The organism is Vibrio nigripulchritudo, assembly GCF_027924785.1.
GTDB lineage: Bacteria > Pseudomonadota > Gammaproteobacteria > Enterobacterales > Vibrionaceae > Vibrio > Vibrio nigripulchritudo.
The window spans coordinates 281970-306479 of record NZ_AP027049.1 but is presented as its reverse complement, the minus strand read 5'-3'; the positions used below and the strand labels follow the sequence as shown (position 1 = coordinate 306479).

The following is a 24510-nucleotide window of genomic DNA, read 5'->3' as shown; positions in this document are numbered from 1 at the left end:
TGTAAAAAAGCCCCTTTCGGGGCTTTTCGATTAGTTTGCGCCTTTAGCGTCGTTCATGTACTTAAAGAACTCACTGTTCGGGTCAAGTACAAGGATGTCGCTCTTGCTGCCGAATGATTTTTCGTAAGCATTCAGTGAACGAAGGAAGCTAAAGAATTCAGGATCTTTACCGTAAGAATCCGAGTAGATCTTCGCGGCACGAGCGTCAGCTTCACCTCGTGTTACACGAGCCGTCTTATCAGCTTCAGCCAGTAGCGTAGCTACTTCTAGCTCAGCTTGAGCACGAATAACTTCCGCTTTCTCACGACCTTGCGAACGGTGCTTACGCGCTACAGATTCACGCTCTGCACGCATACGACGGTAGATAGACTCACTGATTTCGTCAGGCAGGTTGATTTTCTTCATTCGGAAATCAACTACTTCAATACCCAAGTCACTCAGAGCACTGATGCGAGTCTCGCTAAGTACGTCAGCCATGATCTTGTCACGCTCACCGTCAATCTCTAGCGCTTGCTTCGCAGCTTCGGTAGAGAGCTCTTCGCTGTTTACGTCTTCAGGTAGCACGTCGTTATTTCGTGGACCAGATACGATCTGCTTGATTTCACGCGAGCCGATTTCTGCACGAAGTACGTCTGTCACTTTACGCTCAAGTAGTGCTTGTGCCGTCAGTGAATCGCCACCGCCTGTCGCCAGGTAGTATTGTCCAAAGTCTTGGATCTTCCACTTCACGTAGGAATCGATGATAACGTCTTTTTTCTCAGATGTTACGAAACGGTCTGCACGACCATCCATCGTTTGAATACGAGCATCCAATCGCTTCACACGATCAAACAAAGGCAGTTTGAAGTGCAAGCCAGGTTCGTAGATCTTAGAGATGATAATAGGCTGACCGTTCTCATCCAGAACATCCACCGTTGTTTCAACGCCGTCTTCAACCACGGTTTCGGTTTTAACGTCTTTTTGCACTTCCCCGAAGCGGATAACAATACCTTTTTCGCCTTCAGGTATAACGAATACGGACATTAAAAACAGCGCCAGAACAACAACCAATACTGGGATCATTAATTTACGCATAATTAGTATCTCCCTTGACGTGAGCCAGTTGAGCGAGATTGCGTAGATGATGAGGTATCAGTACGCTCTGATTCCAATTCAATCTGATCATATGCTGATGTTGATTTCGCTTTACGTTTCGTATTAGTGGTGTCCGCTGCCTGACCAGTAATCTTGTCGATTGGCAGGTAAAGCAGATTGCCGCTGGATTCAGAGTCGATCAGCACTTTTGAAGTACTGGTGTACACTTCTTCCATTGTGTCTAGGTATAGACGGTTACGTGTAACTTCAGGAGCGGCCTGGTATTCAGGAAGCAGTTTCTCAAACTGAGCCACCTGACCAAGTGCTTCATTCACTGTACGCTCAGAGTAACCCAATGCTTCTTTCTTCAAACGCTCAGCACGACCTGTCGCTTTAGGAAGAATTTCGTTTTTGTAAGCTTCTGCTTCACGAACAAAACGCTCCTCATCCTCACGAGCTGCGATAGCATCATCGAATGCATCTTTTACTTGCTCTGGCGGACGTGCAGACTGGAAGTTCACATCCACGACTACGATACCCATATCGTAACCATCAATGATGCGGTTCAATGTGTCTTGCGTGCTTTGACGAATCTGCTGACGACCACTCGTCAGAATGCTATCCATCAAAGAATCACCAATCACAGCGCGAAGTGCAGAGTCTGTTGCTTGGCGTAAGCTGTCGTCTGCATTTGTTACTGTGTATAGGTATTTGTATGGGTCAGAAACTCGGTACTGAACACCCATTTCAACCGTTACTACGTTCTCATCTTTAGTCAGCATCAAGCCTGATGCGCGTAGTGAGCGAATCGCTTGTACGTTAACAAGCTCATAGGTATCGATGAACTTAGGGTGCCATTTAAGACCCGGACCTTCGATTCGGTCTTCTTTACCCAAGCGCAGCACAACAGAACGCTCTGCTTCACCTACGGTGTAGAAACCTGACACTACCCAAATCACGATGGCAACAACTGCAATCAAACCCAATCCGATAGCACCACCGCCACCGATTGAGGCTCCGTTGCCCCCGCGCTTACCAAACTTTCCACCCAGCTTCTGACTCAGCTTATTAAATACTTCATCTAAATCTGGCGGACCTTGATCACGACCACGATTATTATTCCCCCAAGGGTCTTTATCGCGGCCATTATCGCCGTTGTTATTTCCAGGCTCATTCCACGCCATTAGAAAGCTCCATCATTTGATATGACGTTATACTGTAGCAGTCCTTTAAGTAACTATAAAGTCACCTAAAACTGCCCCTTCTCTTTTTTCTAGTCTAGACCAATCTACTTGTTGCATTCGGACATCGATCAGCAAATTGCCTTGCTCATCATACGCCTCTTGTTGAATACTTTTCAATTGGAAGAAAGTACTACGGAATCTGCCCTGATATTGAGGTGGAATCCGAAGCTGATACTGAACCATTTGGCTGGCTAAACGCTGAGTCAGCGCTTCAAACAGCAGTTCAATACCTACACCTTCCATAGCTGAAACCCAAACGCGCTGAGGCATCCCCTCATCATCGTATTCAATTCTGGGTTGTTGACCTTCCATATTGTCAATCTTGTTCATCACGACAAGAGTGGGCACTTCGTGTGCGTCAATCTCTTCTAGCACGTCATGAACAGCTTGAATATTCTCACGAAAACGCTCATCACTGGCATCGACAACATGTAACAAAATGTCAGCTTCTTGCGTTTCCTGAAGTGTGGCTTTAAATGCAGCAACCAGATCGTGGGGTAAATGCCGGATAAATCCAACAGTATCCGCGAGAATCGCTGTACCAACGTCGCTTAACTCTATCTTACGTAGCGTAGGGTCCAATGTAGCAAACAGCTGATCCGCTGCATACACACCCGCTTCCGTGATTCGGTTAAACAAGGTTGATTTACCTGCGTTGGTGTAACCCACTAACGAGATGGTTGGGATTTCTGCGCGATTACGAGCTCGGCGACCTTGTTCACGCTGTTTAGCAACCTTCTCCAGCCTTCGGAGAATGGCTTTGATACGATCACGCAACAATCGTCGGTCAGTTTCTAACTGAGTTTCACCTGGTCCACGTAAACCTATCCCCCCTTTCTGACGCTCCAAGTGCGTCCAACCACGAATTAAGCGCGTTGAAATGTGGCGCAACTGTGCCAGTTCAACTTGCAGTTTACCTTCGTGAGTACGAGCGCGTTGGGCGAAAATATCCAGAATCAGACCAGTACGATCTAAGACCCGACATTTGAAAAGATGTTCAAGATTTCGTTCTTGGGCAGGAGAAAGGGAGTGGTTAAAGATCACGATCTCAGCTCCGGAGCTTTTCACTGCCTGAGCGATTTCCTGAGCTTTACCCTCCCCGACATAGTATTTAGGGTGAGGGGATTGACGACTGCCGGTAACAACCTGCAAAACTTCAACCCCTGCGGACGTCACTAGCATCTCACATTCAGCTAGATCTTCCCATTCACCTTCTTGCGTGAAGTTGATATGAACAAGTACAGCCTGTTCACCGGCTTCATAACGGTCAAACAAGCACTCAACTCCTTACTAAAGTACTATTAATCTTCAGATTTCTCTTGTGGACGCTCTGAAGGAGAACGTTCATTGTTACTGTGGTGAGTCACTGCGCGAGCAGGAACCACAGTAGAAATAGCATGCTTATATACCATTTGGTTTACAGTGTTTTTCAATAAGATCACGAACTGATCGAAAGACTCGATTTGTCCTTGAAGTTTGATACCGTTCACCAGATAAATAGACACAGGTACACGCTCACGACGTAGCGCATTTAGAAATGGGTCTTGTAAAGACTGCCCCTTAGCCATTTTATTTTTCCTTATTTGATTGTAGTTTTAGTTTTATTTAGCTATTCAGAGAGCTGTTTTTGCATCCGAGCTAAATGAAAAAAATGCGCAAAAACGATCACATTATACACAGTCAAGTCAATCAGATGCTATGGCATTTGACATACTTTCGAGCGCTTCATCAATGTTTTCGCTATCTAACCAAGTTAAATCATCCCAACTGCGCAACCAGGTGATCTGTCGCTTGGCCAATTGACGGGTTGCACAGACTCCGCGAAATACCGCTTCATCTAACGTACAGTTCCCATCCAAATAGTCCCACATTTGCCTGTAACCAACACATCGAATCGAAGGAAGATCCGGGTGAAGATCTTTTCTAGCGTATAACGCCTGAACCTCTTCTTCAAACCCTGCATCGATCATTTTTTCGAAACGAAGCTCGATACGGCGGTGGAGCTCTGCCCTTTCCTTGGGGGCTATTGCAAATTGCTTAACCCGAAATGGCAAGGGTTCACCTTGCTTTTTGGTCAGCTCAGTAAGAGTTTTACCTGAAATTTTGTAAACTTCCAATGCCCGTGACAATCTTTGTGGATCATTCGGGTGGATTCTCTTCGCTGATACAGGATCAATATCCTTGAGTTGATCGTGCAACGCAGACCAACCTAAAGTCAACGCATCTTGCTCTATTTGTTGACGAATTGCAGGATCTGCCGCAGGCAAAGGTGACAACCCTTCTAATAGAGCTTTGTAATACAGCATAGTTCCACCAACCAAGAGCGGAATTTTACCGGCGGCGACAATTTCATTCATTTCTGAAAGCGCATCACGACGAAAATCAGCGGCTGAGTACGATTCACTCGGATCCAATATATCGATCAAGCGATGAGGCGCTTTCGACTGCTCTTCCTCATCGGGTTTGGCGGTGCCAATGTCCATCCCTTTGTATATCAATGCGGAGTCCACACTGATGATTTCAACGGGATATTTTTGTCTTAAACGTATGGCGATTTCGGTTTTACCCGATGCGGTTGGCCCCATTAAAAACAGCGCCAGAGGAAGTTTATCTGTCATCACGAATTCATTGCTGCAATGGCTGAAGCGAAGTTAACGGGCTGACAGAATACTGGATCCTCAACTGGCATTTTGCCTGCTCTCAAATTCTCAATATCTGCTATCAATTGAATGGCTTCCGATGTGGTATAGGTATCTTTTACCTGAGTCACTTCGGTCGCAAGCCATTTAGATATCCGCTCTGCTTCAACCTCATTGGTTTGTTTCTGCAGATACGATAACAGATCTGGTATCAAGATTTGTAAGTTTTGCTGTCTGAGAGGTTGGGGAACCGCCATGACCATGATACTGCGAGCATTTTTTTCCCGCAGCTGAATTCCTAGCTGCTGAAGCAAAGTATCAAATTGTGATACTTGTTCTACCAGGTTCTTATCCAACTTAATGGATAATGGCACTAATAATGGCTGAGCTTTGAGCGGACCATGTCCCACCGACAATTGAGATTGTGTTCTGTACCACTCTGCTCGCGGTAAATTCACAAGAACGCAGGAAGGTTCGGCTTGCATCAGGAGATACTGCTGATCCACAACCGTAAATGCTTTTCCAAGCACCACATGACTCTTAGGAGTTTCAGACTTATCGGAGCCAACCGATTCTACCAGTTCAATATCTTCCGGTGTTTTTAGCAGCTCTTTATAGGCTCTCACTTCTTGCCAGGTTGGCGCATCTTCCTTTGCTTTGCTTCTGGGCTTCGCTCCGCCAGAAACAGGCTTAGACTGTTGCCATTCGTTTCGGGCAGTATTCGTCGGCTCTGGCGAAGAAGGGGGGGTGCCCAAGCTCGGAGTTTTCGGTTCTGAGTAGGAATGATGTGAAGGCGCGGAGTGAGTGTCTGTGAACGCCTGAGGCACATAGGCAGAAGCCTCTGCTTTTCTCGGATACGCAGGCGTGCTGGCGATGGCTTCCATTACTCGATGCTGATCATCCTGCTGGGGCGCGGGCTGATGATAAGCGGATGCACGGGTCTCAGCGGGAGTAATCGACTCGGTTTGAGACAAAGCATCACTCAGCGCCTGATAGATAAAGTCATGAACCAGACGGGCTTGGTGGAATCGCACCTCATGCTTGGCAGGATGAACATTCACATCCACCTGATGTGGGTCCAGCTCAATAAATAAAACATACGTAGCGAATTGGTCCGGGCTCAGGCTGTTCTCGTAACTCTGACGAATTGCGTGATTGATGAGTTTGTCCCTCATCATACGACCATTAACGTAACAATATTGCAGATCGCTTTGCTGACGAGCACCTTCAGGGGTGGTGATCCAGCCGTGAAGTTTCAAGCCTTGATGTTCAAGCTCTATGTTCAACATATGTCGAACAAACGCACTGCCACAAACCGCTGAAATACGCGCTTCTGTCTGTCGTTCGGTTTTCGCGGCTCGGTACTGACGCACCATTTTTCCGTTGTGACGCAAATTAATCGTCACATCAAAACGGCTCAAAGCTATACGCTTAAGCAATTCATCGATATGAGAAAATTCGGTTTTTTCTGTTCTTAAGAATTTTCGGCGTGCAGGGGTATTGAAGAACAAATCAAGCACTTCCACTGACGTACCGATTGGATGAGCGGTTGGCTGGAGTTTTACTTCCATATCTCGACCTTCACTGTACGCAGACCATGCCTCATCCTGTGTAGCAGGTCGGGAAGTCATGGTAAGACGAGACACAGAGCTGATACTGGCCAGTGCTTCACCACGAAACCCCAGGCTCATGATGGCTTCAAGATCATCCAAGGTGTGGATCTTTGACGTAGCATGACGGCTTAACGCCAAACCTAGCTCGTCTTTGGCAATGCCTTTGCCGTTATCCCGAACACGAATCAGCTTAGAACCGCCCTTTTCGATATCGATATCGATGCGCGTGGCTCCTGAATCTAAGCTGTTTTCCACCAACTCTTTCACGACTGACGCAGGGCGCTCTACCACTTCCCCTGCGGCTATTTGGTTCGCTAATCTGGCTGGCAGTATTTTAATCGTCATTATTTACTCGGGATTATCAAAACCTGACCAACAGACAAGGTATCAGATTTTAGGTTATTCACTTTTTTGATTGCCGAAGTCGAAACCCCATATTTCGAGGCGATTTTTCCAAGATACTCGCCGCGTTTCACTTTGTGCTTCACAATCGGCTTATCTTTGAGCTTCACCTGAATTTTTAGCTTCTGACCAACCTTTAGAGTATTCGATTTCAGACTATTACGCTGTTTAATACTCGCAACAGAAACTTTGTACTTGTTGGCAATCTTGCCAAGATACTCACCCGATTTCACCACGTGAGTAATGATTTCCGTCTTCACCTTAGGCTCTGATGGTGCGCCACCAGAAATCAACAAAACTTGCCCAACCGCAATATTGGTACTTTTTAGTTTGTTGGTTGCCATAATGGCTTTGGTCGTCGTGCCGTACTTCTGAGCAATTCGGGACAGAGATTCGCCTCGAACCACTTTATGTTTAACGGTTGCACCTTTGTTCGCGAGCCAGGTTCCTTCCGGCGGGTTTGCCTCAAAGTAACTGACAATGGCTTTCGACAGCGCTTTCGCCAACTTGTTTTGATGCGAACGCTGGAACAACAGTTTCTCTTCAACCGGGTTGGACATAAAACCCGTTTCAACCAGTACCGATGGAATATCTGGAGACTTCAAAACCGCCAGGCTTGCGTGAACAGGCTCTTTCTTATGAAGGCGGGTTACTTTTCCCATTTCCTTAAGAATCTTGGTGGCAACCTTATACCCTTCTTTCTGTGAATGGCTGAATTTTAGGTCTAGTAAGGTCTGGCTGACGTTTCTGTCATTATTGACCTTAGATAGCACTTCACCCGCACCACCTAGAAGTTCGGATTGCTCCTCGTGCTTCTCGACCCAACGAGCAATTTCACTGTTGGCACGACGAACATTAAGCACAAAAACAGAACCACCGCGAGGCTGAGGTGAACGGAAACTGTCGGCATGCACTGATACAAGAAGGTGGGCTTTATTCTTGCGCGCGATCGAAGACCGCTTATTCAGATTAACAAAGTAGTCACCTGTTCGAGTAAGAACGGCGCGTACCCCGCGAACCTGGTTTAATTCGCTGGCTAATTTCTTTGAAATGATCAGCGTGGCGTGTTTTTCGTACTTTTTCGTCGGTCCGATAGAACCAGGATCTTCCCCTCCGTGCCCGGGATCTATCGCCACAATCACATCCGCATTGCCCAAGAATTGCGACGCATCTTTACTTGGCGTGGTTTTCTTAGGGATAAGGGGATTAGCAGGTTTGGCTGGCGCTGGTGTCGCCGCTTTGCCGTGAGGCAAGTCAATCACCAAACGGTGCCCGTACTGACCACCAGGCGTAGGACTCAGCTTGAACAGATTTGCCTTGGTTTTCTTTTTTAATTCAAAAACCAGTCGATACGTCCCTTTTGAAGGGGGGCTGCTTTTTCGGATTTTCTTGAGTACAGGAGAGTCTTTAACATTGATCGGCAGCTTTGCAGCGATGTCGGTCTGTTTCAGATCCACCACCAGACGCTCTGGGCTACTCAGAGTGAAGTACGTGTAGTTAGCTTCACTGCTCAAATCAATGACAATTCGGGTTTCTTCGGGCGAAGGCCAAACCCTCACCCCTTCCAGCGTATTGGCTGAAACCTTGGCAGCAACCCCAAACAGAAAAAAGAAAGCAAGCAGTATGAGTGCTCGAAATTGCTTATAAATCAACACGACTCCAGGTTCTTAAGCAAGGCATGACCATAGTCCGTATTGGCTGTGACCGTAGCAATACGTTGTGATTGGTCATATTTGATCTCAATATCTAAATCTGGAGAAGGCAATAACCCCTCTCCCTTTTCCGGCCACTCAACTAAACAGATCGCATCAGGAGTAAAATAGTCACGAATTCCCATGAATTCGAGCTCTTCAGGATCAGCCAGACGATACAAATCGAAATGATAAACTTGCCACTCGTCCAACTGATACGGCTCTACTAGAGTGTAAGTAGGGCTTTTTACATTGCCAGTATGTCCCAGTGAGCGAATAAAACCACGACTGAATGTGGTTTTTCCTGCACCGAGATCGCCGTGCAAGTAAATGGTGGTTTGCTGGTGACATGCTTTCGCGACAAGTTGTCCAAATTCAACGGTGGCGTTTTCATCAATGAGAGTGAAGTGTTTCATGTTCATTTGTTGCATGTTCCAGTGCCGATCAACGACTATATAAAATTCAAAAGAAACCGAATAGTAAACCGTGTTGGTTTTGAGAGACAAGATCTTATCTGTTAGGAAAAGATAAAAATTCACCATTGAGGGTGAATCTCATAAAAAGCTCGCTTTAATGCTCATTGCAACAGAGATCATTTCCTTAATTTGAGACAATCGAGATAAGCATTAGTTACGCGAAAAGGAGTTCTTTTTGTCATTTGAATCAGTTAGAATCGTCGCCCATTTTTCACGCTGTCGGCGCTAAGAATCACTCCAAAGCTATGGATTACTCCGAACTTGCCATAAAAATTAAGCAGTGGGCAACCGAGCTTGGTTTTCAGAAAGTCGGCATCTGCGATGTTGATTTGTCTGAGCATGAAAAGCCACTTCAAGACTGGCTCGATGCTGGCTACCACGGAGAAATGGACTGGATGGCACGCCACGGAATGATGCGTGCTCGTCCCGCTGAGCTGCTGCCTGGCACAGTCAGAGCCATCAGCGCTAGGATGAACTACCTTCCACCGGATGCGCAGTTTGCCAGTAATTTAGAAGACTCTACTCAAGGCTATATTAGCCGGTACGCCTTAGGGCGTGACTATCACAAGCTCGTTCGCAACCAGTTAAAGAAGCTGGGTCAGAGAATCGAAGCGGAAGTGGGTCAATTTGGTTACCGACCCTTTGTAGATTCTGCCCCGATTCTGGAACGCCCCATCGCGCAAAAAGCCGGGCTGGGCTGGACAGGAAAACACTCTTTGATACTGGATGAAGGTTCGGGCTCATGGTTTTTCTTAGGTGAACTGCTGATCGACCTCCCCCTACCCGTAGATGAACCTTCAACCGATCAGTGCGGAACCTGTAAAGCTTGCATTACCTCCTGTCCCACGGGTGCTATTGTCAGCGAAGGTGTCATTGATTCCAGGCTCTGCATTTCTTACTTAACCATAGAGTTAAGTGGAAAAATCCCTGTAGAGCTTCGTTCAAAGATGGGGAACAGAATATACGGCTGTGATGACTGCCAATTGGTTTGCCCGTGGAATCGTGAAGCAGGTATTACCGATCAGAAAGATTTTCACCGACGTGATGCTTTTGGCTCGGCAGACTTGCTTACTCTGATGTCTTGGACAGAAGAAGAATTTCTAAAAAAGATGGAAGGCTCAGCTATCCGACGCATCGGGCACATTCAATGGATGAGAAATGTGGCTGTTGCAATGGGAAATGCTCCCTTTTCTCAGGATATCGTCTATGCTCTTGAGGGTCGCTTAGGAATTGACGACAATCTGGATGACCACATTGAATGGGCAATTGAGACACAAATTTCCAAAACCCCTGTAAAAGACCGGAAAAAGGAAAGACTTATCCGAATCATCCAGAAAGGTTTACCAAGAGACGCTTAACCTTTGGCAAGCATTTGTGGTGCACTGTGCACAACCCTCTGTAATTAAAAGTTCAAAATCTGAGACGAATTTTGTACCTATAATTTGATGTAATTCTCAAAAAGTGCTCTATGTGGAAAAAAGCGAATTTGGTAGCACAGATAGCTGGAGAAAGAAAAGTTAAACACAGATACAATAAATGACGAGGATCAAAAAAACACGAGTTAATGATCTTAATGCTTACATATCGAAAGTTAAGAAATCACCCCGCAAGCCTTGATATACATAGACTTACACTGTTTTCATATTTATCCGTGACAAACAGAACAAAAGAAAGATCCTTGCCACCTTCCCCGATCATTTCGAATAAAACAATTTATCAACCAAGTTATCCACAGATGTCACTTTGTGGATAACTCTGTTAGCGAAATTGTAAACACGCACCAGATTCCGCTCTGCACTTATCTATGGCAGTGGAAAACTGAGCGTTAATAGACGCGGTATCTGTATGTATTATGAAAACGAAAAAAAACACCCGACTGGGTGGTTATTTTTATTTCTTTTTGGGGTAATGCTTCTCAGCATTAAATAAAGAGCGGTTGATGCATCTTCACATCATTCCCTATCGGGAGAAGTGTCATTGTTAAGCACAATGAAAGCTTTTGTCTTTCTTTGAATAGAGATTGGAGCGACACACGAGGTTCGAACTCGTGACCTCAACCTTGGCAAGGTTGCGCTCTACCAACTGAGCTAGTGTCGCATCTTGTCATCGTAAAGTACGATGAAGGCTATTTTCTCTGTTCGTAAAGAGACTGGAGCGACACACGAGGTTCGAACTCGTGACCTCAACCTTGGCAAGGTTGCGCTCTACCAACTGAGCTAGTGTCGCATGACTTATCACTGTCGCAATAAATCTTAATTTGGTTGCGGGGGCCGGATTTGAACCGACGACCTTCGGGTTATGAGCCCGACGAGCTACCAAGCTGCTCCACCCCGCGTCCGTATTTCATCATTCAAAGCATGATGATGGCTTATTCAACTGGAGCGACACACGAGGTTCGAACTCGTGACCTCAACCTTGGCAAGGTTGCGCTCTACCAACTGAGCTAGTGTCGCATGACTTATCACTGTCGCAATAAATCTTAATTTGGTTGCGGGGGCCGGATTTGAACCGACGACCTTCGGGTTATGAGCCCGACGAGCTACCAAGCTGCTCCACCCCGCGTCCGTATTCACCATTCAAAGCATGATGAGAGCTTATTCAACTGGAGCGACACACGAGGTTCGAACTCGTGACCTCAACCTTGGCAAGGTTGCGCTCTACCAACTGAGCTAGTGTCGCATGACTTATCGCTGACGCAATAAATCTTAATTTGGTTGCGGGGGCCGGATTTGAACCGACGACCTTCGGGTTATGAGCCCGACGAGCTACCAAGCTGCTCCACCCCGCGTCCGTATTCATCATTCAAAGCATGATGAGAGCTTATTCAACTGGAGCGACACACGAGGTTCGAACTCGTGACCTCAACCTTGGCAAGGTTGCGCTCTACCAACTGAGCTAGTGTCGCATTCACAACGTTTCCGTCGTTTAGGGCTGCGAATTATAAGAGCATTTTTTTGTGATGCAAGTCCTTCCCTCAAAAAAATTAAATTTTTTGTCAGTTTGCCGAAAAAAGAAACAAAACCAATCAGATTCGCTCAGCCCTTAAGCGAATCGGTTGTTTGGCTGCATTTTAAATGCGGATAAAACTGCGTATTGCCCAAAGACTTACCATTGGACAATAAGAGGAAGGACCTTAAATACTAAATACGTGCTGACGATAAAACTTCAGCTCAGCAATGGACTCACGAATGTCATCAAGTGCTAGGTGGCTGCCTGTTTTAGAGAACTGTTTAAGCACTTCTGGCTGCCAGCGGCGTGTCAGTTCTTTGATGGTACTGACATCTATGTAGCGGTAGTGGAAATATGCCTCCAGCTCAGGCATGAACTCGTATAAGAAGCGTCTGTCCTGCCCAACACTGTTACCGCAGATCGGAGATTTACCTTCCGGCACCCACTGTTTCAGGAACTCGATGGTTTGATCAATCGCCTGTTGCTCTGTCACAGTGCTCTCTTTTACGCGAGCAACTAAGCCACTTCCTGTATGAGTTGTGGTGCACCACTCATCCATTTTGGCTAACTCTTCTTCTGGTTGGTGAATGGCCAGAACGGGTCCTTCAGCGAGAATATTGAGCTCACTATCGGTAACAATAGTAGCGATTTCAATGATCTTATGGGTTTCAGGGTCTAACCCTGTCATCTCTAGATCGATCCAAATTAAGTTCTGATCGCTGAACGACATAGATGAATTGCCTATTTTGTTGATAAAAGAGGTATCATACCCACCTATTTTGGAATTCCAACCAAAGAAGTTGATAATCCGTGGCAAAAAAGAAAAAGCTCACAAAAGGTCAAGTACGACGCGTTCGTCACAACCAAAAAAAGCGATTAACCCAAGAAGACACTGTTCAATGGGAAGAGTCCATGCTTGGTGCAACCAAAGCAGGGCTAGTCATCACTCGGTTCGGTCAACACGCCGATATTGAAGACAATGAAACTGGCGAGATCCATCGCTGCAATTTACGACGTGGTATAGAAAGCTTAGTCTCTGGTGACAAAGTTATCTGGCGCTCTGGTCACGAAGCCATGGCGGGTATCTCTGGCGTTGTTGAAGCTGTGGAACCACGCACATCTGTTTTGACCCGCCCGGATTATTACGATGGCTTAAAACCTGTCGCTGCCAACGTCGACCAAATGGTCATCGTTTCATCGGTATTGCCTGAGCTCTCTCTTAATATCATAGACCGTTATTTGGTTGCCTCTGAAACCCTGAGCATTGCACCACTCATTGTGCTAAACAAAATCGACCTTCTCGATAACGAGCAACGCGAAACGTATCGTACCTGGCTCACTGAATATGAAAAAATAGGCTATCAGGTGATGCTGGTCAGTAAGGAATCTGGCGAAGGTGTTGAAGAGCTGCAAGCCTTACTTAAAGATCGGATTAATATCTTTGTGGGACAATCCGGTGTCGGCAAATCCAGTTTAGTCAATGCTCTGATGCCGGAAGTCGAAGCCGAAGAAGGTGCAGTGTCTGAAAACTCAGGGCTTGGACAACACACAACAACGGCTGCCCGGTTGTACCATTTCCCGAAAGGGGGCGACTTAATCGACTCTCCTGGAGTACGTGAATTTGGTTTGTGGCACCTGGAGCCGGATGAAGTCACTGAAGCGTTTGTGGAATTTCGACCTTTCCTTGGTGGCTGCAAGTTCCGTGACTGCAAGCATACTGACGACCCAGGGTGCATCATCCGAGAAGCGGTAGAACGCGGTGATATCAGCGAAGTTCGTTTTGAAAATTACCATCGCATTATCGAAAGTATGCAAGAAAACAAAGCGAACCGTCAGTACTCTCGGAATAAGAAAGCGGACCTTTAACCCAACGACCATTGCCGCAAAATTGTGGCAAAACGTTAGAGGGACTTGTAAAGAAGCTGACAACGGTAGTGAGATTCAGTAACATCTCGCGCCGACTTGTTGAACAATTTGGAATCAATTGTGTTAGATAAAATTAAAGTGAGTCTCCAGTACTGGATTCCACAACATGGATTGACGCGTCTTGTTGGTAAACTGGCAAGCGCAAAAGCAGGCAGTTTGACCACGGCTGTGATTGGTTGGTTTATCAAGCAGTACAAAGTCAACATGGACGAAGCATTGCACTCCGACCCTGCTTACTTCAAAACATTTAACGAATTTTTCGTACGTGAGCTAAAAGAAGGCGCACGCCCGATCGCAGAAGGTAAGCATGTTATCTCTCACCCTGCCGACGCTTGTGTTAGTCAGTTTGGTCCTATCACGGACGGTCAGCTGATTCAGGCAAAAGGTCACAACTATTCGGCTCAAGAGCTGCTTGGCGGCAGTGAAGCGCTGGCAGAAGAGTTCAAAGATGGCGAGTTTGCGACACTGTACTTGTCGCCGCGTGACTACCACCGTGTTCATATGCCATGTGACGGCACGCTACGTAAAATGATTTATGTACCGGGCGACCTGTTCTCCGTAAACCCACTGACCGCAGAGAATGTGCCTAATCTGTTCGCTCGTAACGAACGTGTGGTGTGTATTTTTGATACCGAGTTTGGTCCTGTGGCTCAGGTTCTGGTTGGTGCCACTATTGTTGGTAGCATTGAACTCATTTGGGCAGGAACCGTCACTCCTCCTCGTGGGAACACCGTTTACACATGGGATTACCCTGCTGAAGGTGATAAATCCGTTGTGCTGAAAAAAGGCGAAGAGATGGGTCGATTTAAACTTGGGTCGACCGTAATCAACCTGTTTGCAAAAGACAGCATCCAGTTTGATGAGAGCATGCAGCTCAACGCGCCAACGGTTATGGGTACGCCTTACGCCCACAAAGCAGAAGCTTAACTCGCTTTCTCCAATATTTGAAAGGCAGCTCAATGAGCTGCCTTTTTTGTTTTTTGATAAAAAACAAACTTCTATTCGATAATATCCCACAGCTTCTCAAACTACCGACACGATCTTAGTACGCGAATTCGTCTTGTCTTATGCTAGTTCCCAGTGAGAAAGTTGGCGAGAAAAGCATGGTTCCTAAAAACACCTCGGTGATTATAAAGCTGGCGATAAGCTTCGCTCTTCCTATTATTGTATTACTGATTCCCGCCGATGCCATCCCCATCGAAGATCTCACTTTAATTCAGCATCGTTTACTCGCCATCTTTTTGCTCGCTGCACTCTTATGGGTACTGGAACCTGTCCCTGTATTCGCAACTTCAATTCTGATCATCGCACTCGAACTGGTGATGTTGTCAGACAAAGGGCTGCACCTTTTCCGAAATCCACCATCTGGGCATGAGTTGGGAGAGCTACTGACTTACACCGATATATTGGGCGCTTTTTCCTCCCCTATCATCATTCTATTTATGGGGGGATTCGCTTTAGCCATTGCAGCGTCCAAGTACGATTTGGATAACAATCTGGCTCGAGTGCTGCTCAAACCGTTTGGACACCAACCCAGATTTATCATGCTGGGGCTGATGCTGATAACCGCTGTTTTCTCTATGTTTATGTCCAATACGGCGACAACAGTAATGATGCTGGCATTGCTTGGTCCTATTGTGGCATCGGCTCCAAAGGGAGATACCGGCGTCAAGGCACTTGTACTTTGTATCCCTATCGCCGCTAATACCGGAGGCATCGCAACTCCGATTGGAACGCCGCCTAACGCCATTGCTTTGCAGTATCTTACAGGCGACAACAGCATCGATTTCCTATCCTGGATGACGATGGGGCTCCCGTTCGTTCTCATCCAGCTCACCATTGCATGGTTTCTTCTACAAAAACTGTTCCCCGCTTCCCAAGAAAGCATGACATTGAAACTGGGGGGCACGTTTAAACGTGGCTGGCGCGCTATCGTGGTTTACATCACTTTCGCCATCACCATTCTCCTATGGATGACGACAAAGCTGCACGGCATGAACACCTATGTCGTTTCAGTGATTCCTCTCGCGGTATTCACCTTAACGGGCATCATGGGAAAAGCAGAGCTGAAACAGATCAATTGGGATGTACTCTGGCTGGTTGCCGGGGGAATAGCGATTGGTATCGCACTGGACAAAACCGGGCTTGCCAGTGCTTTAGCACACGCCATTGATTACGATGCGCTTTCTCCAACCGCGGTAGTACTGACTTTATCTATAGTTTGTTGGCTGATGGCGAACTTCATGTCGAATACCGCCACGGCTAACTTGCTGATGCCAATCGCTGCCGCCATCGGTGTATCCATGCCAGCATTAGCTGAAATCGGGGGCTTGCAGGCTTTGCTTGTGGTGGTCGCGTTTTCTGCCTCTCTGGGCATGATTCTTCCCGTTTCAACACCACCGAATTCTCTCGCTTATTCCACAGGGCTGGTCGAGAGCCGGGACATGGCGAAAACAGGTCTTATCATGGGTATAATTGGCTTAGGCATCGTGTACGTTGCGATGTGGCTATTGAACTGATCTTTTCACGGAGCTCAATAATGATCATCATTGCACATCGCGGTGCGCGCGCAACACACCCGGAAAACACTTTAGCCGCTTTTCAGGCGGCAATAGACAGCGGTGCCCCCGCTATCGAACTGGATATCCATGAACAGGACGGCGAACTTTGGGTGATCCACGATAAATGGTTGAATCGAACCACCAATGGCATTGGGTTACTGAAGTGGTTTGATAAAAGCAGCCTGCAACAACTGGACGCTGGTAACGGAGAAGTGATTCCGACTCTCAAGCAAGTCATGGATCTTATACAGGGTCAGTGCGCACTGAATATCGAAGTAAAAGGCATCGATAATTTAGAGCAGCTTTATTCTCACTTAGATTTAGCGTTATCTGATTACGGATTTCAGGAAGAGCAACTGATCGTTTCGTCTTTCAACCATGACTGGCTAGCACAGATCAAACGCTCTCGTCCCCAAACCTTGATTGGCGCACTGACTGGGTCTAAAGGCACAGACAAAGCAAAATTTGCCCAACGGCTCAAAGCAGATTCCGTCAATATTGACCTCGACGTCATCGATCAGGATTTTGTGCAGGACGCCAAGTTGCGCGGGTTAGCGGTTTATGTGTACACCGTAAACCAACTCGAAGACTGGCAATGGCTGTCTGAAATTGGAGTGGATGGCGTCTTCTGCGACTGCCCGTCCGAAGCCATTGAATATTACCCTCAACCTTCTCATTTCCGTTGGAAATAAGTGTAGTTGTTGTTAAGGAAATCAGGCATAGTGAAAACCTTGTAACCACCTGATTTTTTAAGCGCGATGACTTACGAATGGCTGGCACTGGCTGCCGCATTTCTATGGGCAATTTCCAGCATTATCTCTGTTACCCCAGCAAGACACCTGGGGTCATTCTCCTATAGCCGCTGGCGTATGGGCTGCACTTCCGCCATTCTGATTGTAATGGCGCTTTTTACTGGTGGATGGAGCACCATTACCAGCGACCATATTCTGCCTATGGCGTTGTCGGGATTGGTTGGTATCTTCATCGGTGATACCGCACTGTTCGCTTGTATGAATCGCATGGGTCCACGTCAGGCAGGATTGCTGTTTTCATGTCACGCGGTATTTTCTGCCATTCTGGGTTACTGGATCTTCAGTGAAACCTTATCTGGTATTGAGCTCTTCGGTTCGGTACTGGTTTTTTCTGGTGTCATGACCGCTATTTTCTTTGGCAAGAAAAAACAAGGTCAGCACGAGTGGGAAGCGATACAGGGCAGCATTGCTATCGGTATCGGATTGGGTTTGCTCGCGGCACTTTGTCAGGCGCTGGGTGGAATTATTGCCAAACCCGTGATGCAGGGTGATATCGACCCTGTTGCCGCGTCTGCTATTCGCATGATTGCTGCTTTTCTTGCTCATTGCGCGTTCCGAATGACTGGGGCGAAACTTTCTCGCCCGATTAAGCCCATCAACTTACGCATTCTGTGGATATGTGCCGTGAACGGCTTCCTTGCCATGGCGGTTGGGATGACTTTGATCCTTTACGCATTAAGAGATGGAAACGTCGGTATGGTGGCTCTGCTGTCATCGACTACCCCTATCATGGTGCTGCCTCTGCTTTGGATTTATACCCGACAGCGCCCTAACCCTTATGCATGGATTGGCGCGATATTGGCTGTAGTAGGAACCGGAATTCTTGTGTCCTGAGTCCCGAACTCAATAACGATATTGAGAACCATTTGCATTCATAAAAAAGAGGCGATATAGTGATTTCGTCTGCTTGCGAGAACACGACCTCAATCCCAGACCTTGAATCCTCCTAAGCCCTGGCAATGGGGCACTCAAAGCTTCCTACTTTGATAGTCATTGCCACAACAGGTGAGTTAGATACTTGTTTCAACGTAAGTACTATTTAATTCATTTATCTGTGCTTAGAAAACATTGTGATAAACAAAAACCACCTAACGGTGGTTTTTGTTTTTGTGTGTTTGAATATTCACGCCCGAGGAAACGGAAAAGCGGTGACCTCGTCAATGTGTGAAGCACCCAGTGCCAGCATGACTAAGCGATCAATCCCCAGTGCCACACCAGCACACTGAGGCAAGCCAGACTTCAACGCTTCAATTAAATGGTGATCAATAGGCTGTGGCTCTAAGCCCATGGTTTCGCGCTGTGCGTTATCCCGCTCAAACCGTGCTAGCTGTTCTTTCGGGTTATCCAGCTCATGGAAACCGTTAGCCAGTTCAATGCCTTTAAAATAGACCTCAAACCGGTCTGCAACCCTTGGATCCGTCGCGTTGATTTTCGCTAATGCCGCCTGAGAAGCGGGAAAGTCGTACACAAACGTTGGCACTTCCTGACCAATTCGGGTTTCCACACCCATGCTAAACAGCAACTGAAGCAAAGTGTCTCTGTCTTCTTCAGGCTCGGCGATATCATTTAAGCCCAGTTTCGCCGCAGCGTGTTTAAGTTCAGACATCTTGCCCTCTAGCGGACACACTCCCAGAGTATCAATAAACGCATTTTGATAAGTCATCCGCTCCGCTGACGCACAGCCCAGAGTGAGTTGTAGCAAGGCATCCATCTCATCCATTAAGTCGTGATGGTCGAAGTCGACGCGATACCACTCCAGCATGGTGAATTCCGGGTTATGAAAACGCCCGTTTTCTTCATTCCGAAATGACTTACAAATCTGGTAAATCGACCCGCTTCCAGCGGCTAACAAGCGTTTCATGTGAAACTCGGGGCTGGTCATCAAGAAGAGTGCACTGCCGTCAGCATAACCCGGCCCGACAAACTGGGTCTTGAATGTATGCAGGTGAATATCCGTTACCGTCGCGTGGCTCATCGCTGGCGTGTCTACCTCCAGTACACCTCTTTCATAAAAGAATGCCCGGATTTGAGCAATCAAATCTGCACGTTGTTTTAGCTGGGAAAGTTGGGCAGTGGGTTGCCACTGATTCAAAGACATGGAAACTCTCTTATCATTTCATCTGACGTGTATTTTACCTTCTCTGAACCCGCTGTGTCAGCTTCTTCCCCAGAGTAGTTCTCAGTAAGCAAAGGTGCATAGAAACGCACATTCAGTGACTGTAATCACACATTATAGAAATTTTATGCCCTTGTTTGCATTACCGAAGCAAAAGCCCGAATACATCAATTTTCCCCGCAATTCCCTCTCTTAATATACCCATAGGAATCAAGGTTTTTATTGGATTGTTGGTCTTACTCGCCAGACTACTCTGGCTATGGATCAACAGATTTTCGCATGGACGGCTCGCAAAGGTGTGCGCTGTCGTTTTTGCATTTGTCGTTTCTTACCGGAGGTAACTGTGCAGACTATAACCACAGATATCGCAGTCATCGGCGCTGGCGGCGCTGGTCTTCGGACTGCCATTGCTGCTGCAGAAGCAAACCCAGAACTGGACATCGCTCTGATTTCCAAAGTCTATCCCATGCGTTCTCATACGGTTGCGGCAGAAGGGGGGTCTGCTGCTGTCATCAAAGATGAAGACAGCTTAGACAATCATTTCAATGACACCGTCGGTGGAGGAGACTGGCTGTGTGAACAAGATGTGGTGGAGTATTTCGTTGAAAACGCCACACGTGAAATGATTCAGATGGAGCAATGGGGCTGCCCGTGGAGCCGCAAAGAAAACGGCGAAGTAAACGTTCGCCGCTTTGGCGGAATGAAGGTAGAACGTACCTGGTTTGCCGCGGATAAAACGGGCTTTCACATGCTTCATACTCTGTTCCAGACGTCCATGAAGTATTCAAACATCAACCGGTTCGATGAGTATTTCGTCGTTGATTTGATTGTTGATGACGGGGAAATTCAGGGCTTAGTCGCCATTCATATGTCGGAAGGCGAACTGGTCACCATTAAAGCCAAATCTGTCGTACTGGCGACAGGAGGCGCCGGTCGCGTTTATCACTGTAATACCAATGGCGGCATCGTAACAGGCGATGGCATGGCCATCGCGTATCGCCACGGTGTACCACTTCGCGATATGGAGTTTGTGCAATACCACCCGACCGGTCTACCGGGCACCGGGATCCTGATGACGGAAGGTTGCCGGGGCGAAGGTGGCATCATCGTTAACAAAAACGGGTATCGTTACCTGCAAGATTACGGCATGGGACCGGAAACCCCAATCGGAGAGCCTAAGAATAAATACATGGAGCTTGGTCCACGTGACAAAGTTTCCCAAGCATTCTGGCATGAGCAGCAAAAAGGCAACACCATCAAACATCCGCTCGGCGATGTTGTTCATCTGGATTTACGCCATTTGGGTGAAGACTACCTGCAAGAGCGTCTGCCGTTCATCTGCGAGCTGGCCAAAGCGTATGTGAATGTCGACCCTGCCAAAGAACCCATCCCAATTCGTCCAACCGTACACTACACCATGGGTGGCATCGAAACCGACAAAGCTTGTGAAACCCGAATCAAAGGTTTATTTGCTGTGGGTGAATGCGCATCCGTTGGGCTTCATGGTGCGAATCGCCTTGGCTCCAACTCTTTGGCGGAGTTTGTGGTCTTTGGTCGTGTTGCTGGCGAAAACGCTGTCAAACGAGTTTCTGAATTTAAAGGCTGGAATGACGACACCATCACAACGCAAATCCAGTTGGTTGAAGAACGGATTCAGGCACTGATGAATCAGGAGGGCGATGAAAACTGGGCAGACATCCGAACCGAAATGGGTCATACCATGGAAGCGGGCTGTGGCATCTATCGTCAGGAAGATCTGATGCAAGCTACTATCGAGAAAATCACCGAACTCAAAGAGCGCTACAAACGCATCAGCATCAAAGACAAAGGAAAAGTCTTCAATACCGATCTGCTGTACGCCATAGAAGTCGGTTACGGTTTGGAAGTAGCAGAAGCCATGGTGCATTCCGCGATCCTTCGTAAAGAATCTCGCGGTGCCCACCAGCGACTGGATGATGGCTGCACCGAGCGCGACGACGAACAGTTCCTGAAACATTCGCTGGCTTACTACCAGGCGGATGCCTCACCAAGCATTCAGTACAGCGATGTCACCATTACTAAGTCGCAGCCTAAAGCTCGCTTGTATGGTGAAGCGGCAGAAAAAGCGGCAGCCGAAGAAGCCGCTAAAGCGGAAGAGGAGAAAGCATAATGTCAGCCAATCGCATTCAAAAAGTCGACATCTTGCGTTATGACCCTGAAAAAGACGCAGAGCCGCATCTTCAAACCTTCGACGTACCATTCGATGAAACCATGTCGGTGTTAGACGCCCTTGGATACATCAAGGATCACCTGGATAAAGATCTCTCCTATCGCTGGTCCTGCCGTATGGCGATCTGTGGTTCCTGCGGCATCATGGTCAACGGAGTACCTAAACTGGCATGTAAGAGCTTTCTTCGCGACTACCCCGATGGCGTGACCATCGAACCACTGGCGAATTTCCCTATTGAAAAAGATCTGATTGTGGATATGACGCCGTTCATTGAACGTCTGGAAGCCATCAAGCCTTACATCATAGGAAACGATCGCAAGCCGGAAGACGGCACCAACCTACAAACCCCAGAACAAATGGCGAAGTACAAACAGTTCGCGGGATGCATCAACTGCGGGCTTTGCTACGCAGCCTGCCCACAATTTGGCTTAAACCCCGAATTTATGGGACCAGCGGCTCTGACCCTAGCGCATCGCTACAACTTAGACAGCCGCGACAATGGCAAGGCTGAACGTATGGGGTTGATCAACGGGCAAAATGGCGCATGGGGTTGCACCTTTGTGGGTTACTGCTCGGATGTTTGCCCTAAAAACGTCGACCCAGCAGCCGCAGTCAATCAGGGCAAAGTCGCCTCTTCCATGGACTTTGTGATTGCCATGCTAAAACCCAGTGATTCCCCAGTGAAAGAGGAGGCGTAACCATGAGTAACCGCAAACCTTATGTACGCGAAGTAAAGCGAACCTGGTGGAAGAATCACCCTTTCTACCGTTTTTACATGCTGCGGGAAGCCACTGTTCTACCTTTGGTTTTGTTCACGGTCTTTCTGACATTTGGGCTAGGAGCTTTAGTCAAAGGTCCCGACGCCTGGCAAAGCTGGCTAGGTTTTATGGCAAACCCAGTTGTCATCGGCATTAACCTTGTCGCTCTGGCAGGTAGCCTGCTCCATGCTCAGACGTTTTTCAGCATGATGCCGCAAGTTATGCCCATTCGCTGGAAAGGTAAGCCTGTCGAGAAGAAACTGATTGTGATGAGTCAGTGGGCGGCTGTCGCTTTTATTTCCCTCATTGTTTTGATTGTGGTTTAAGGAGCGAATAATGAATACTCAATATCAAATCGATAAAACACCAAAGCGCTCTGATGAACCCATTTGGTGGGGGCTGTTTGGAGCAGGCGGGACATGGTTTGCCATGATCACCCCGGTCACTATTCTCGTGCTGGGTATCTTAGCCCCTCTCGGTGTTATTGATGCCGAAGCGCTGAGCTATGAAAGAGTGTCTGGTTTCGCTACCAGCCTGATTGGCAGTTTGTTTGTCATAGGCACCCTTGCACTACCAATGTGGCATGCCATGCACCGAGTTCATCATGGAATGCACGATCTGAAAATTCATACCGGTGTAGCGGGAAAAATCGCCTGTTACGCTTTTGCAGGGCTCATCTCTGCTCTGGCTGTGATTTTTGTGTTCATGATTTAAGCCAAATATGAAAGGGAGTAATTCGCTCCCTTTCATAAATTACGGCATTAAAAAAGCCTTACAAATTGTTTAAGAATCGCACTACCCTTTCTTAATACCTGTCTATATAATCCCCTCCGCTCATTTGCTTGCAGCTAAAAATGCAATACCCAACAGCATTTAAACAAATCAAAATTCAGCTCACCTCTGCACATAATGAGCTGAATTGAACATTTCACGGAAGAGCATAATGCATCCTGGCTTGACCAGAGTTTTACCTGTTGCGCAGATTTCTATGGCGATCTGCACCAATTGAAACCTGGAGTGGCTGACACTTCGCAATCTTTAGTGAATGTATGTTTAAAAAAATTCTATTTCTTCCTGTGGTTATGTCCTTGTTGTTGCAAGGGTGCAAAATAGAAGATGCCTCCGAGAGTAATCTGACGCCTTCGCAAACCAATACCCCATCAGGTGTGAACGTTTATTCCAGTATTGACCACTGTTCTAAAGTAGACGACATTCCAAACTGCACTTTCCAGAAGGGCATTTACGTTCTGGCTATTGCGCCATCCATCACCACTGAACAGCATCAACGTGTGATTAAACAAGTTGAGAACTTTGTGAAATGGTCGCACAAAGATGTCCACGAGCGCTTCAACAATAAAACCGTCGTGATTGGTGTTATGGCAACAGAACCAACAGGTCAAAGCCAGGAAGATAAGTTTGCCTTTGCTTTGAGCCAGGCAACATCGCAGGTTCACGGCTTGGAGTTGGTGTTCACCAACAAAGGAAAAGACGAGACCTTATCTCTGACCACTTATCAAAAGCTCATGCAGGTTTTCGACTATTACGTGGATGGCAACAGCAACACGCTGATTGGCAGTGAACTGAATGACGCTTATCAAAACTTCAAAACCAAGCTGACTACCTACAAACGCACTGCGGATCAACAAAGCTTTGAAGCACTATTCTTCAATGAGTGCAATTATGGCAATGGTCAGCTAAAAGTAGACCGAGCTCTAGGCACACCAACACCATGTATCAAGAATGGTACGCCTCATATTGGAGGTGTTGTGGACCATATTCACGGCAAAACTCAGGTAAATCTAAACCCAGGCGCTTTGCTTGGGTTGATGTATGAATACAAGTTAGACCCAGGCAACAATGAAGGCGGTGGTGAACTGGTTGGTAACTTAGGGACCACATTCATTAACCAAGGCAACATCGCTTCCGGATTTTACCCCGATGACGGCTCTAAGATGTACGTTACCTGGGCAAACCCAGCATTCAGACCGCTGAATCAATATCTGAATAAATATTTCTTTATCAACAAATAACAAATAGCCC

21 protein-coding genes and 8 tRNA genes are annotated in these 24510 nt (G+C 47.1%); 11 read left to right on the top strand and 18 right to left on the bottom strand.

Annotation, left to right across the window (positions count from 1 at the left end; all coding sequences use genetic code 11):
- Positions 1 to 30 precede the first annotated feature (30 nt).
- From hflC to tsaE, 8 genes are all read right to left on the bottom strand, one after another.
- Positions 31 to 1074, bottom strand: coding sequence for a protease modulator HflC (gene hflC, locus QMG91_RS01490; protein ID WP_004399862.1), 1044 nt, complete (start codon positions 1072 to 1074; stop codon positions 31 to 33).
- Between the two features lie 2 nt (positions 1075 to 1076).
- The gene (gene hflK / locus QMG91_RS01485) at positions 1077 to 2258 is read right to left on the bottom strand and encodes an FtsH protease activity modulator HflK (RefSeq protein ID WP_004399861.1); all 1182 of its coding nucleotides are present in this window, start codon (positions 2256 to 2258) and stop codon (positions 1077 to 1079) included.
- Positions 2259 to 2303: 45 nt separating this feature from the next.
- Complete coding sequence (hflX, locus tag QMG91_RS01480; RefSeq protein ID WP_004399860.1) at positions 2304 to 3593, bottom strand: ribosome rescue GTPase HflX; 1290 nt, start codon at positions 3591 to 3593, stop codon at positions 2304 to 2306.
- Between the two features lie 26 nt (positions 3594 to 3619).
- A complete protein-coding gene (hfq, locus tag QMG91_RS01475; protein ID WP_004399859.1) occupies positions 3620 to 3886 on the bottom strand; it encodes an RNA chaperone Hfq in 267 nt (88 codons plus the stop codon).
- 117 nt (positions 3887 to 4003) lie between these two features.
- Positions 4004 to 4936, bottom strand: a complete 933-nt coding sequence (gene miaA / locus QMG91_RS01470; RefSeq protein WP_281828408.1) for a tRNA (adenosine(37)-N6)-dimethylallyltransferase MiaA — start codon at positions 4934 to 4936, stop codon at positions 4004 to 4006.
- Positions 4936 to 6915, bottom strand: a complete 1980-nt coding sequence (gene mutL, locus QMG91_RS01465; protein WP_281828407.1) for a DNA mismatch repair endonuclease MutL — start codon at positions 6913 to 6915, stop codon at positions 4936 to 4938. Before mutL ends, miaA begins: the two co-directional genes overlap by 1 nt.
- Complete coding sequence (locus tag QMG91_RS01460) at positions 6915 to 8627, bottom strand: N-acetylmuramoyl-L-alanine amidase (RefSeq protein WP_409351247.1); 1713 nt, start codon at positions 8625 to 8627, stop codon at positions 6915 to 6917. The genes mutL and QMG91_RS01460 overlap by 1 nt, the downstream gene beginning before the upstream one ends.
- On the bottom strand, positions 8621 to 9085 hold the full coding sequence (tsaE, locus tag QMG91_RS01455; RefSeq protein WP_004399855.1) for a tRNA (adenosine(37)-N6)-threonylcarbamoyltransferase complex ATPase subunit type 1 TsaE: 465 nt from the start codon (positions 9083 to 9085) through the stop codon (positions 8621 to 8623). The genes QMG91_RS01460 and tsaE overlap by 7 nt, the downstream gene beginning before the upstream one ends.
- A gap of 299 nt (positions 9086 to 9384) precedes the next feature.
- Here tsaE and queG point away from each other — a divergent pair, with 299 nt between their 5' ends.
- Positions 9385 to 10497, top strand: a complete 1113-nt coding sequence (gene queG / locus QMG91_RS01450; protein ID WP_281830423.1) for a tRNA epoxyqueuosine(34) reductase QueG — start codon at positions 9385 to 9387, stop codon at positions 10495 to 10497.
- A 663-nt stretch (positions 10498 to 11160) separates the two neighbouring features.
- Here the strand turns inward: queG and QMG91_RS01445 are convergent.
- The 9 genes from QMG91_RS01445 to orn all read right to left on the bottom strand — a co-directional run bounded on the left by QMG91_RS01445 (position 11161) and on the right by orn (position 12818).
- Positions 11161 to 11236 (bottom strand) — tRNA-Gly (locus tag QMG91_RS01445).
- A 53-nt stretch (positions 11237 to 11289) separates the two neighbouring features.
- Positions 11290 to 11365 (bottom strand) — tRNA-Gly (locus QMG91_RS01440).
- Between the two features lie 32 nt (positions 11366 to 11397).
- Positions 11398 to 11474 (bottom strand) — tRNA-Met (locus QMG91_RS01435).
- A gap of 42 nt (positions 11475 to 11516) precedes the next feature.
- Positions 11517 to 11592: transfer RNA gene (locus QMG91_RS01430), tRNA-Gly, on the bottom strand.
- 32 nt (positions 11593 to 11624) lie between these two features.
- Positions 11625 to 11701 (bottom strand) — tRNA-Met (locus QMG91_RS01425).
- A 41-nt stretch (positions 11702 to 11742) separates the two neighbouring features.
- Positions 11743 to 11818, bottom strand: a tRNA-Gly gene (locus QMG91_RS01420).
- 32 nt (positions 11819 to 11850) lie between these two features.
- Positions 11851 to 11927: transfer RNA gene (locus QMG91_RS01415), tRNA-Met, on the bottom strand.
- A gap of 41 nt (positions 11928 to 11968) precedes the next feature.
- Positions 11969 to 12044: transfer RNA gene (locus QMG91_RS01410), tRNA-Gly, on the bottom strand.
- 228 nt (positions 12045 to 12272) lie between these two features.
- On the bottom strand, positions 12273 to 12818 hold the full coding sequence (gene orn / locus QMG91_RS01405) for an oligoribonuclease (RefSeq protein WP_022551738.1): 546 nt from the start codon (positions 12816 to 12818) through the stop codon (positions 12273 to 12275).
- Positions 12819 to 12898: 80 nt separating this feature from the next.
- On the opposite strand from orn, the gene rsgA reads away from it, so the two are divergent.
- The 5 genes from rsgA to QMG91_RS01380 all read left to right on the top strand — a co-directional run bounded on the left by rsgA (position 12899) and on the right by QMG91_RS01380 (position 18221).
- Positions 12899 to 13954 (top strand): small ribosomal subunit biogenesis GTPase RsgA, encoded by a 1056-nt coding sequence (gene rsgA / locus QMG91_RS01400; protein WP_022594180.1) that lies wholly within the window; start codon positions 12899 to 12901, stop codon positions 13952 to 13954.
- Positions 13955 to 14074: 120 nt separating this feature from the next.
- Positions 14075 to 14941 carry an archaetidylserine decarboxylase gene (gene asd, locus QMG91_RS01395; protein WP_281828403.1) on the top strand — a complete coding sequence of 289 codons (867 nt, stop codon included), beginning with the start codon at positions 14075 to 14077 and terminating at the stop codon, positions 14939 to 14941.
- Positions 14942 to 15117: 176 nt separating this feature from the next.
- Positions 15118 to 16533 (top strand): SLC13 family permease, encoded by a 1416-nt coding sequence (locus QMG91_RS01390; protein WP_281828401.1) that lies wholly within the window; start codon positions 15118 to 15120, stop codon positions 16531 to 16533.
- Between the two features lie 20 nt (positions 16534 to 16553).
- The gene (locus QMG91_RS01385; protein WP_281828399.1) at positions 16554 to 17267 is read left to right on the top strand and encodes a glycerophosphodiester phosphodiesterase; all 714 of its coding nucleotides are present in this window, start codon (positions 16554 to 16556) and stop codon (positions 17265 to 17267) included.
- A 66-nt stretch (positions 17268 to 17333) separates the two neighbouring features.
- Positions 17334 to 18221, top strand: coding sequence for a DMT family transporter (locus tag QMG91_RS01380; protein WP_045963911.1), 888 nt, complete (start codon positions 17334 to 17336; stop codon positions 18219 to 18221).
- A 289-nt stretch (positions 18222 to 18510) separates the two neighbouring features.
- On the opposite strand, the gene epmA is transcribed toward QMG91_RS01380, so the two are convergent.
- On the bottom strand, positions 18511 to 19485 hold the full coding sequence (gene epmA, locus QMG91_RS01375) for an elongation factor P--(R)-beta-lysine ligase (protein WP_281828396.1): 975 nt from the start codon (positions 19483 to 19485) through the stop codon (positions 18511 to 18513).
- A 361-nt stretch (positions 19486 to 19846) separates the two neighbouring features.
- Between epmA and frdA the strand changes: the two genes are divergently transcribed.
- The 5 genes from frdA (at position 19847) to QMG91_RS01350 (ending at position 24500) form a co-directional block, all read left to right on the top strand.
- The gene (frdA, locus tag QMG91_RS01370) at positions 19847 to 21652 is read left to right on the top strand and encodes a fumarate reductase (quinol) flavoprotein subunit (protein ID WP_281828394.1); all 1806 of its coding nucleotides are present in this window, start codon (positions 19847 to 19849) and stop codon (positions 21650 to 21652) included.
- Positions 21652 to 22410: a succinate dehydrogenase/fumarate reductase iron-sulfur subunit gene (locus QMG91_RS01365; protein WP_022590370.1), complete on the top strand. Its 759-nt coding sequence runs from the start codon at positions 21652 to 21654 to the stop codon at positions 22408 to 22410. Before frdA ends, QMG91_RS01365 begins: the two co-directional genes overlap by 1 nt.
- 2 nt (positions 22411 to 22412) lie before the next feature.
- Positions 22413 to 22796 carry a fumarate reductase subunit FrdC gene (gene frdC, locus QMG91_RS01360; RefSeq protein ID WP_022602326.1) on the top strand — a complete coding sequence of 128 codons (384 nt, stop codon included), beginning with the start codon at positions 22413 to 22415 and terminating at the stop codon, positions 22794 to 22796.
- A gap of 10 nt (positions 22797 to 22806) precedes the next feature.
- Positions 22807 to 23184 (top strand): fumarate reductase subunit FrdD, encoded by a 378-nt coding sequence (gene frdD / locus QMG91_RS01355; protein ID WP_281828391.1) that lies wholly within the window; start codon positions 22807 to 22809, stop codon positions 23182 to 23184.
- Positions 23185 to 23519: 335 nt separating this feature from the next.
- Complete coding sequence (locus tag QMG91_RS01350; RefSeq protein WP_281828389.1) at positions 23520 to 24500, top strand: histidine ammonia-lyase; 981 nt, start codon at positions 23520 to 23522, stop codon at positions 24498 to 24500.
- The last annotated feature ends 10 nt before the right edge of the window (positions 24501 to 24510 follow it).